Annotated in this window: 8 protein-coding genes; 2 read left to right on the forward strand and 6 right to left on the reverse strand. The window is 58.4% G+C overall.

Annotation, left to right across the window (positions count from 1 at the left end; translation table 11 throughout):
- A partial coding sequence (locus tag AB5Y85_RS00200) for a P-loop NTPase fold protein (protein ID WP_368221028.1) occupies window positions 1-1,158 on the reverse strand: 1,158 nt, incomplete at its 3' end.
- 354 nt (window positions 1,159-1,512) lie between these two features.
- On the opposite strand from AB5Y85_RS00200, the gene AB5Y85_RS00205 reads away from it, so the two are divergent.
- Window positions 1,513-2,802 carry a sensor domain-containing diguanylate cyclase gene (locus AB5Y85_RS00205; protein ID WP_257687534.1) on the forward strand — a complete coding sequence of 430 codons (1,290 nt, stop codon included), beginning with the start codon at window positions 1,513-1,515 and terminating at the stop codon, window positions 2,800-2,802.
- A gap of 86 nt (window positions 2,803-2,888) precedes the next feature.
- Here AB5Y85_RS00205 and AB5Y85_RS00210 read toward each other — a convergent pair whose 3' ends face one another.
- Together AB5Y85_RS00210 and AB5Y85_RS00215 are read right to left on the reverse strand one after the other, a co-directional pair.
- Window positions 2,889-4,511 (reverse strand): acyl-CoA synthetase, encoded by a 1,623-nt coding sequence (locus AB5Y85_RS00210; protein ID WP_257687535.1) that lies wholly within the window; start codon window positions 4,509-4,511, stop codon window positions 2,889-2,891.
- Window positions 4,512-4,745: 234 nt separating this feature from the next.
- Window positions 4,746-4,934 (reverse strand): hypothetical protein, encoded by a 189-nt coding sequence (locus AB5Y85_RS00215; protein WP_005345660.1) that lies wholly within the window; start codon window positions 4,932-4,934, stop codon window positions 4,746-4,748.
- Between the two features lie 501 nt (window positions 4,935-5,435).
- Between AB5Y85_RS00215 and AB5Y85_RS00220 the strand changes: the two genes are divergently transcribed.
- A complete protein-coding gene (locus tag AB5Y85_RS00220) occupies window positions 5,436-5,975 on the forward strand; it encodes a glycine zipper 2TM domain-containing protein (protein ID WP_257687536.1) in 540 nt (179 codons plus the stop codon).
- 104 nt (window positions 5,976-6,079) lie between these two features.
- Here AB5Y85_RS00220 and xdhC read toward each other — a convergent pair whose 3' ends face one another.
- From xdhC to xdhA, 3 genes are read right to left on the reverse strand one after another with little or no spacing between them, the layout of a single operon-like run.
- Entirely contained in the window at window positions 6,080-6,565 is a 486-nt protein-coding gene (xdhC, locus tag AB5Y85_RS00225; protein ID WP_005336775.1) for a xanthine dehydrogenase iron sulfur-binding subunit XdhC, read from the reverse strand.
- Window positions 6,562-7,440 (reverse strand): xanthine dehydrogenase FAD-binding subunit XdhB, encoded by an 879-nt coding sequence (xdhB, locus tag AB5Y85_RS00230; protein WP_257687537.1) that lies wholly within the window; start codon window positions 7,438-7,440, stop codon window positions 6,562-6,564. The genes xdhC and xdhB overlap by 4 nt, the downstream gene beginning before the upstream one ends.
- Complete coding sequence (gene xdhA, locus AB5Y85_RS00235; protein WP_257687538.1) at window positions 7,433-9,751, reverse strand: xanthine dehydrogenase molybdenum-binding subunit XdhA; 2,319 nt, start codon at window positions 9,749-9,751, stop codon at window positions 7,433-7,435. Before xdhA ends, xdhB begins: the two co-directional genes overlap by 8 nt.
- Window positions 9,752-9,987: the final 236 nt, after the last annotated feature.

Below are 9,987 nucleotides of genomic sequence, written 5' to 3' on the forward strand. Positions count from 1 at the left end.
ATTAAAACCTTTCAAAGTAGGATGGTTATCTGTCTTAGGCATTTTGCCATCCGCTACAGCGCGATAATCTTCATTATTTTTCTCGCATAGAGAGAACAGGTAAACAAGAAAAATCAGATTTAATGTGCAACCTTGGTAATTTACGATGGACGCGATCGTTCGATCCAACACTTGCGCTGTTTTTCTTAAGCTCAATGAAAAATGATCACAAACAGCAGTTAATACATTTACCAACACTTGGCTATTAGTGATCTCAGGCCATACAGTGACATGCTCAAAATGCAATTTTTTATCTACAACTGCCTGCTTAATAAACTCTCGCCGAGAGATACAGCCTAACGTAAATCGTCTATGAAAAAATCGGCCAAGATAACTTTCTGCATCAAAACCATCGCCATAAATGACCTTGATAGCATGCTGTAACTGCTCGGTATCGGTTGCAAGTACAAACACCACGCCGGGAATATCAAAAATATGTTTTATGGTCTCCAGCATTTCTACCGCATAGGAGGGGCGACAGCGATCCAGCTCATCAATCAAAATAAAAGCAGGATAATCTAACTCTCCGTTACCTAAAGCAACAGCACCTTCCACCCATTGCCTAATTTCTTGTTTAAGATACTGGATAGATTCATAACGCTCTTTGTGATTGCTACAAAGCGTATCAACCAGCTTATCTGCATCTTCGCCTTCCACAGAAAAATCACTATCTTCCCATCCAGCTTTTTTAATGGCTGACTTGAGCACCAATTTTCCGCCCACCTTGAGCAAACCCAATAGTTTGGACTTGATGCCATCAGGTATTGCAACCTTATTTCCTGTTGCATCTCTCAATTGATCAATAATCGACGAAATCACCGTCAATAAAGGATCATCGGAAAAGTCCTGCTGCCAGGCATCGATATAGACGGTGGGATAGTGCGCTTTCAGCTCCATATACCAGCGCTTGATAAACCAGGTTTTCCCTGCCCCCCATTCGGCATTGAGGTTGAGCACATAGTTGCGTTGCTTGCCTTCGGCGGCGAGGTAGTTGGTCAGAAATTCGGCATAGCGGGCGCGATCCAGCCGGTCGGCACTCAAGATCTCTTCGCTACCCGCAATGGCCCCCGGCCCGTCCCACTGAACTGCGTCATCCCAATTAAACGGTGCCACTGCCATCTCGTACCTCTCCATATCGTGTTGCTGAGGATGATATCAGGGGCATCGAGGAAATAGTTTGATTAAAGACCTGTTTGTTGCCCTTTCTGCCGCTCGGGGTGGCGTATTTAACTGCCGGGCAATTGCTCTGCTGCTGGCCCACGATGCCGGGCCGATATAGGTGGGACGGTTATCTGCATAGCCACGGACTCAGTTGATTTCCTTTGACCACACCAACGATGACAATCGTGTGACATGGCGCAGAACTTGCGGAAATAAACACGAAATATGGCCTGTTCAGTGCTTAATTTAAACCGTTGGTACATATATTAGCGCGGTATACAACGACTCCATTGACCAAGGATGGTTAACCTCATGAAGGATGAACCCTTCTCTATCCAGTTACAGCATGAGCTGGATCACCTCAAAGCCATCTTCAACGAGACGGACGCCTACATGTTTACCAAGGATCTGGCGGGCCGTTACACCTATGCCAATCAGGCGGTGCTGGATCTCTTTGGCTGCACCCTCGCCGAGTTGCAGGGGCAGGATGATCGGGCCTTTTTTGATCTCGAATTCTCCGACACCATTCAACGCAACGACCGGTTGGTACTGGAGCAGCAACTCGCCATCGCCCAGGAGGAGATCAACTACCTCAAATCCACCGGGGAAAAGCGCTGCTACTGGACCGTTAAAAAGCCCATCCATGACAAGGATGGCAACCTGATCGGCCTGTGCGGCATCTCCACCGATATCACGGAACACAAGCTGATTGAGGCCCGCATGGCGGAGCAGCATCAGCTGCTGGAAATCATCCTCGCCAACGTGGATGCCCATATCTATATGAAGGACAGCCTGCACCGCTTTCTCTACGTCAACCAAAAGGTCGCCGATCTGCTGGGCATTCCTGCCGAGCAGATCATCAACCGACGCGATGATGAGGTGATCCCGGCTGCCAGCGCCTGCCAGCTGTGGCGGCTGGACAACCGGGTGTTCGAAACCGGCGAGCTGCAAGCCGGGGAAGAGATGCTGACCGATCCCGAAGGCAATCAGCACTACTACTGGTCGGTCAAGGTGCCCTTTCTGCTGGGGGATGGCACTCCCACCCTGATCGGTATCTCCTCCGACATTACCGAACTGCACCAGCTCAAGGAGCAGCTGCACCAACAGTCGGTGCGCGATGGCCTCACCGGTCTCTACAACCGCCGTTTCTTTTTCGAGATGTGCGAGAAGAACCTCAGTCTGGACATGCGCCACCACCTCACCTCGGTGCTGATGGTGCTGGATGTGGATCAGTTCAAGTGCATCAACGATCGCTTCGGCCATCCCCTTGGGGATAGCGCGCTGGTGCATCTGGGCAGGGTGATGCAATCTGTGCTGCGCAGCGAAGATGTGCTGGCCCGCATCGGCGGTGACGAGTTTGCCATCTTGCTGCCCAACACCACCCTCTTGGCCGCCGCATCCCTGGCCGAGCGGCTGCGCCTGCAGGTGATGCAAAGCCCGCTCCCCCTGCCCGATGGGGATAAGCTGGTCATCACCATCAGCGCAGGGCTGGTGGAAAATGGCGAGGGGGAGCTGATGGAGAGCCTCTACGCCCGCGCCGATCAGATGCTCTATCAGGCCAAACAGAGCGGCCGCAACTGCGTCGCGTGCAAGGCTCCCTAGCCACACAACGGGAGAGCCAGCAGCCCTCCAACTCCCTCGAATCTCCCTTCTATGAAAGTCTGTGCTGGCTCCTTATGAACAGACTGCTAACCCAGCTGTTTGCGCAGCACGAATTTTTGCACCTTGCCGGTCGAGGTCTTGGGCAATGGGGTGAAGATGATGCGTTTGGGGGCCTTGAAGTGGGCCATCTGCTCCCGGCAAAAGGCGATCAACTCCGCCTGGGTAGTCTCTCGCCCCTCTTTCAGTTTCACGAAGGCGCAGGGCACCTCCCCCCACTTCTCATCGGGCATGGCGATCACCGCCGCTTCGTCCACATCGGGATGGCGATAGAGCACATCTTCCACCTCCAGACTGGAGATATTCTCCCCGCCGGAGATGATGATGTCCTTGGATCTGTCCTTGATCTCCACATAACCATCCGGGTGCCACACCGCCAGATCCCCACTGCGAAACCACCCCTCCGCCATCGCCTCGGCGCTGGCCGCCGGATTTTTCAGATAGCCTTTCATCACCACATTACCGCGCAGCACTATCTCCCCCATGGTTTTGCCATCCTTGGCCACCGGCTCGCCGCTGACCGGATTGATAACCCGCATCTCCCCCTGCAGGGGCGACGCAACCCCCTGCCGTGCCTTGAGGCGGGAGAGCGCCGTGGCATCCTGCCCTTGCCAGCTTCTTTGCGGCTCGCACAACACGCAGGGACCATAGGTTTCGGTGAGGCCATAGACGTGGGTCACAGCGATCCCCATCGCTTCCATACCGGCGATCACGGTAGCGGGGGGCGCAGCGCCAGCGGTCATCACCTTGATGGGGTGATCCAGCCCCCGCTTGAGCGCCGGATCGGCATTATTGAGCATATTGAGCACGATGGGCGCCGCGCAGAAGTGGCTCACTTTGTGCTCGTGCAGCGCCTCATAAATAGCGGCCGCCTGCACATGGCGCAGGCAGACGCTCACCCCGGCGGTGGCCGCCAGCGTCCAGGGGAAACACCAGCCGTTGCAGTGAAACATCGGCAGGGTCCAGAGGTAGACGGGATGTTTGGGCAGCTCCCAGGAGAGTACGTTGTTGATGGCGTTGAGGTGGGCGCCGCGATGGTGATAGACCACCCCCTTGGGGTTGCCGGTGGTGCCGGAGGTGTAGTTAAGGGAGATGGCCTGCCACTCATCCTCTGGCAACCAGCCGGGTTCATCGCCGTTACCAGTGGCAATAAAGGCCTCATAGGTCAGTTCACTGACAAGCGCCCCTTCCCGGTAAAGGGGATCGTCGATGGCGATGACCAGCGGTTGGCGCTCCAGCAGATCCAGCGCCTTGCGCACCACGGCGCCGAACTCCCTGTCCACCAGCACCACCTTGCTCTGGGCATGCTGGAAGATAAAGGCCATCGACTCGGCATCGAGCCGGGTATTGATGGTGTTGAGCACGGCGCCGCTCATAGGCACCCCGAAGTGCGCTTCAAACATCGCCGGGATATTGGGCGCAACGATGGAGACGGTGTCCCCCTCCCCGATACCGCTAAGCCTCAGGGCCGAAGCCAGCTGGCGGCAACGGCGGGCTGTTTCTCCCCAGCTCTGGCGCAGCGGGCCGTGGATCAGCGCCGGATAGTCGGGATAGACCCGCTCCGCCCGCCCCAAAAAGCTGATGGGGGTCAGGGCCTCAAAATTGGCGGCAGTTTTGGCAAGGTCGCGCTCATAGATGTTCTGCACTGTCATCGGATTCCTTCCTCACAAGTGGCACAAAACGGGCTGTTCCGGGATGATTCAGAGGCCAAGAAGCGACATGGGCATCCTGCCCATCACTGGTCTCTTATGGGGATGACAGCCTAACAGCGAGCCTGCAGCGGCAGGTATTAGCAAAACGTCTTAGAGGAAGAGCGGAAGAGGTATTCGGGGCGAGGACAGGCAAGCGAGCCCCCGCCAATGGCGAAGGCTTTACCTCAATCATCGTTAGTGGCGCACCCGCCCCTGCTGGCGGAAGCAGTAGAGTTTAAGGCTGATGTCGGCGATATCCGCGGGAAGCTCCTCTCCCTGCTCGGCCAAGGGTCGGTAGAGGGATGAGAGCAGGCGTTCGGCCTGCTGCACCGTGATGATGTTGGCCTGGATGGCCGGGGTGATCCAGCTGGGTAACATTGACATATCTCCCCCTCGTTGATCCGGTGATCTCGGGTGAACATCTTCATATCAGGTCTTACGCCGTTGTCTGCCGACCCGCTCACCCTCTGCTTCACCCAATCAAAGCAAAATGCTTGCCTTGATCTCTTATCGGCCAACATCCGATGGGGCTGGAGCCATTTATCAACCACTTGCGTGGCCATCTCAACGAACAGAGCCCTTGTTCAAGACCTCCCTTGACCTGCCCCCGTCAGCACTTTGCCACTCTGGCATTCTACTCACCGCCCGCCTTGCAAATTGCGACTCGAATTGCTCCTTATCACACTGGCAGAGTCCACCATACGCCGGAAACTGGTCACTTTTAGTCCGTTGTCGCCAAAGTCAGACACTTTTTCATGGTGGCTATTTTTTGACCTTGCCAGCGCCTGTCGCAGGCCCATCCCCCTCGCCTTGTCCGGCCAACCGGTTATGACAAGATGGCGCCAGATTGGAACAGCCCGTATGGGTATGCAGGAGAACCATAAAATGAACAGATCCATGATGGCAGGTATCGGTATTGGCATCGCTTCGGCCCTGGCACTCTCGGCGGCGGCCAGCGGCTCCCTCTTTACACCCCAACCCACCTTTGCCGAGGTGATCGCCAGCAAGCCGATCACCGAGACCATCAAGACTCCCCGCCAGGAGTGTCGCAACGTCACCGTGACTCACCGCAAGCCGGTACAGGATGAGCACAAGATCCTCGGCACAGTAGTTGGCGCGGCGCTGGGTGGCGTGGTCGGCCACCAGTTTGGCGGCGGCAGCGGCAAGAAGGTGGCCACCGCAGCCGGGGCGGTCGCGGGTGGCTATGCCGGTAATCAAGTGCAGGGCAATATGCAGGCGGGCGATACCTACACCACCACCGAGCAGCGCTGCAAAACCGTACAGGATACGAGAGTCAACACCATTGGTTATGACGTGACCTATCGCCTCGCAGGTCAGGAGGGGGTGATCCGCATGAAGCAAGCCCCCGGCGCCACCATTCCGGTCAAGGATGGCAAATTGGTGATCGAACCGCAAAAAGGGTAATCACCTCGGTTACTGACAAAGAGTGAAGGCCCGCCTCTTGCGAGACGGGCCTTTGGTTTATCGCTTGTTACGCGGCTTTCGTCACCTCAGGGGCAAACGGCGGCTCAACCCTTGCAGCACTTCTTCACCGCCCGCACCACGTTCTGATACCCGGTACAGCGACAGAGGTTACCTGAAAGGCCGCGGCGGATCTCCGCATCGGTCAGCGGACGGCGCTCGGTCTTGTCGAGCAGGGCTGCGCTCGCCATCACGAGACCAGGCGTGCAAAAACCGCACTGCACCGCCCCCTCGTCGATAAAGGCCTGCTGCACATCGGAAAGCTCGTTGCCTTTGCGTTCCCCCTCCACGGTACGAATGGATTTGCCATCGGCCCAGACCGCCAGATAGAGGCAGCTGTCGATAGCGGTGCCATCCACCCGCACGGTACAGGCGCCGCACTCACCGACACTGCACCCCTCTTTCACGCTGATAAGCCCCTGCCCGCGCAGGAAGTGGAGCAGCGACATGGTGGGCGGCACTGCATAGGAGTACGGCTTGCCGTTGATCTCACACTGGATCTCCACGGCGGGACAGCTTTGCGGTTGCATCATAGGATCTTCCCTCCGGCACGTTCGACTGCGCAGGCGACCACCCGCTGCGCCAGGGTTTTGATAAGGTGTAGGCGAAACTCCTTCTCTGCCCGCCAGGAGGATCGTGGCGCCACATCGGCCACCACCGCCTCGGCAATCGCTGCCAGTGTGGCACGAGTCAGCGGTTGCCCTTCGGCCGCAGCTTCTGCGTGCGGGGTACGCACCGGGGTCGGGGCCGCTACCCCATAGGCCAGCCGCAGACGCTTGAAGTGACCATCCTCAATCTGACAGTAGGCGGCGCAGCCGATGGTGGCGATATCCATGGCATCGCGCATGGCGTATTTGAAGTAGTGGGAGCCCACATGGGGGTGAGAATCCGGCGCAAAGTGGAATGCCACCAGAATTTCCGCCGGTTGTAGCGCCACCTTGCCGGGACCGGTGTGAAAACCGGCGATGGGGATGCGGCGTGTGCCGTCTGGCCCGGCAATCTCCAACTCAGCCTCAAGCGCGACGGTAGGCGCCGCCGAGTCGGCACTGGTGGCGCCGTTGCAGATGTTGCCGCCATAGGTGGCGACGTTGCGGATCTGCGGGCCGGCGATGGTGGCGGCCGCCTCGGCCAGCATCGGCAGGCGGCGCTGCACCAGTTCGTTTTCGATGATCTCGGTAAAGGTGGTGCCGGAGCCGATACGGATCGATCCGTCCGGCAACTCGCTCACCCCTTTGAGTTCGGGCAAGTCGTGAATATCGACGATATGGCGATAGGCGGCGTTGAGGTGATGCAGCTGGATCATCACATCGGTGCCACCGGCCAAGAGACGCGCCTCGGGGTCGGCCTGGCGCAGGGCGACCGCCTCGCCCACGCTGTGCGCCTTGTAGTAACGGGCAATATCAAACATGGTGTTGCTCCTCCCCTGATCCCTCGCCAATCAAACCCGCCGCGACAAACTCCCGGAACAGGGTTTTGGGGGTGATAGGCAGCTCGTTGATGGCGACGCCGGTCGCCATGCGGATGGCGTTACGAATAGCAGGGCCCGGCGAGATGATGGGCGGTTCCCCCAGGGATTTGTGGCCATAGACCGACTGGGGCTCGTAGGTCTGCACGAAGTCGCACTCAAGCTCTGGCAAATCCAGCATGGTGGGGAACTTGTAGTCGAGCAGGTTGGGGTTGCGCACCACGCCGCTCTTGGCGTCGATAATCATCTCCTCAAACAGGGACCAGCCGATCCCCATCCCCATGCCGCCGTGCACCTGCCCCTCCGCCAGCTGCGGGTTGAGGATCTTGCCTGCATCGTGCAGGTTGATGATGCGATTGATGGTTACCTTGCAGAGATCGATATCGACGCTGAGATCGACAAAGGTACAGCCGAAACTGGGCGGGTTGGTGGTGGTCTTGTGGGAGACCTCGGAGGTGATCTGGCCACCGATGGTGAGGTGGTAGTAGGCGTTGACCGACACCTCGGCGACGCTGATCAGCACCTTGTCCGGCGCACCGGCCAGCACCACGTAGCCGTCGATCAGGGTCAGCGATCCTACATCCTGATGGCAGAGCTGGGCTGCCAGCGAGAGGATACGGGCCCGCAACTGCAGCGCCGCCTGATGGATGGCGGGCGCCGCCACATAACTCTGACGCGAGGCGAACGAACCCGGATCGTAGGCGGTAATGTCGGTATCCTGAGTCGAAATGACCCGGATCTGCTCAAACGGAATGCCCAACGTCTGGGCCGCCATCTGGGCAAAGACGGTGTCCGACCCCTGCCCTATCTCGGTGGCGCCGATCTGCAGATTGACGGTGCCATCCTGATTGAGCAGCATGCGGGCGCCAGCAATTTCGACCCCCACCGGATAGGTGTTGGAGCCGTAGCTAAAGCACGCTACCCCGATGCCGCGCCGCACACGGCTGGCAGGATCCTGCCCCAGACACTCGGCCTTGAGTCGATCCCACTCGAACATCTCGCGGCCACGCAGCAGGCAGTCCGGCAACCCGGCGCTGTAGATGGTCTTCTGGTTGACCTGATTGACGTCCCCTTCCCGCGCCACGTTGGCGATGCGCACATCAAGCGGATCCAGCCCCAGTTCGGCGCAGGCGTCATCCAGCATGCATTCGAGGGCAAAAATCACCTGCGGCGCGCCGTAACCGCGCATGGCACCGGCGGTGGGCAGGTTGCTGTAGAAGGTTTTGGCGTCATAACCGAATGCGCTGCGCGGATATAGGTAGCTGATCTTGTTGCCCCCTGCGCTGGCGATGGAGTGGCCGTGGGAGGCATAACCGCCGGTGTTGGAGAGCACGTCGAGCTGATAGCCCTTGAGGGTGCCGTCGCGGTTGAGGCCCATCTTGCCATCGATGGCAAAGCCGTGGCGGGTGCGGGAGGCAAAAAAACACTCCTCCCGGCTCAAGGTCACCTTGACCGGCACGCCGCCAAGCTTGTAGCTCAAAAACGCTGCCATCGGCTCTTCCAGCACATCCTGCTTGTTGCCAAAACCGCCGCCCATATAGGGCTTGATCACCCGCACGCTCGACCAGGGCAGACCGAGGGATTTGGCCACCCGGCTGCGCACTATCTGGGGGATCTGGGTGCTGCTGACCACGATGATGTGGTCCGGTTGATCCATGTAGGCGTAACAGGTCACCGTCTCCAGATGGCAGTGCTGCACCACTGGCGTCCGGTAGTGCGCCTGAAACTGCAGATCTGCCGCCGCAATGGCCTGCTCCGGGTCATTGGCGCGAAGCTGGCTTTGGCGTAGCAGATTGCCGCTCGGGTGAATGGGATAGGCACCGTCGGCCAGCGCGCTCTCGGCATCCGTCATCACCGGCAGCGGCTCGTAAGTCACCTTGACCAGCGCGGCAGCCTTCTCGGCCACCAGCGGATCGCGGGCTACGACTATGGCGACCCCATCGCCAAAGTGGCGTACATGTTCTGTGAGCAGACGGCGGTCTTTCACATCACGTTTCGCCTCATCGAGAGACCAGGCGTGACCGGCGGTACGAAAACAGGTGGTAGGGACATCTTCATGGGTAAACACGGCTTCGACCCCGTGCAGGGCCAGTGCCTCGGTCGCATCGATGGCAAGCACCTTGCCGTGGGCGATATTGCTTCGCACGTACTTGGCGTGGCGCATCCCGAGCATGATGTTGTCATCGGTATAGCGGGCGCTGCCGGTCACCTTGGCCTCGGCATCCACCCGCTTGAGCGGTAATCCTATGGACATATGCAAGTCCTTTTTCGAATGGAAAAATCTGGAACCGGCATAAAAAACAGCAAGATATGCGCCTGTTTCCCGCCATCGTCAGGACAATGGGGAGAAGTGTGAAGGGGATCCCATCTAGCCCGCTTTTGTTGGCCCGAAGCGACAAGCCAGGGGCAGCCCCTGAGCAAACGGGGCACATCAGCGGTGAAAAAAGCGGCAGAGCGAGGAGAGCAAGGGTGGGAGCCTATCAATCTGGT

The organism is Aeromonas sp. R3-1 (genome assembly GCF_040908345.1).
Taxonomy (GTDB): Bacteria; Pseudomonadota; Gammaproteobacteria; order Enterobacterales; family Aeromonadaceae; genus Aeromonas; species Aeromonas veronii.

Bases quoted from the DNA above. Each gene is read 5' to 3' on its own strand.
- AB5Y85_RS00205 (WP_257687534.1), top strand. From the start codon at position 1,513: ATGAAGGATGAACCCTTCTCTATCCAGTTACAGCATGAGCTGGATCAC.
- AB5Y85_RS00215 (WP_005345660.1), bottom strand. From the start codon at position 4,934: ATGTCAATGTTACCCAGCTGGATCACCCCGGCCATCCAGGCCAACATC.
- AB5Y85_RS00220 (WP_257687536.1), top strand. From the start codon at position 5,436: ATGAACAGATCCATGATGGCAGGTATCGGTATTGGCATCGCTTCGGCC.
- AB5Y85_RS00210 (WP_257687535.1), bottom strand. From the start codon at position 4,511: ATGACAGTGCAGAACATCTATGAGCGCGACCTTGCCAAAACTGCCGCC.
- xdhC (WP_005336775.1), bottom strand. From the start codon at position 6,565: ATGATGCAACCGCAAAGCTGTCCCGCCGTGGAGATCCAGTGTGAGATC.
- xdhB (WP_257687537.1), bottom strand. From the start codon at position 7,440: ATGTTTGATATTGCCCGTTACTACAAGGCGCACAGCGTGGGCGAGGCG.
- xdhA (WP_257687538.1), bottom strand. From the start codon at position 9,751: ATGTCCATAGGATTACCGCTCAAGCGGGTGGATGCCGAGGCCAAGGTG.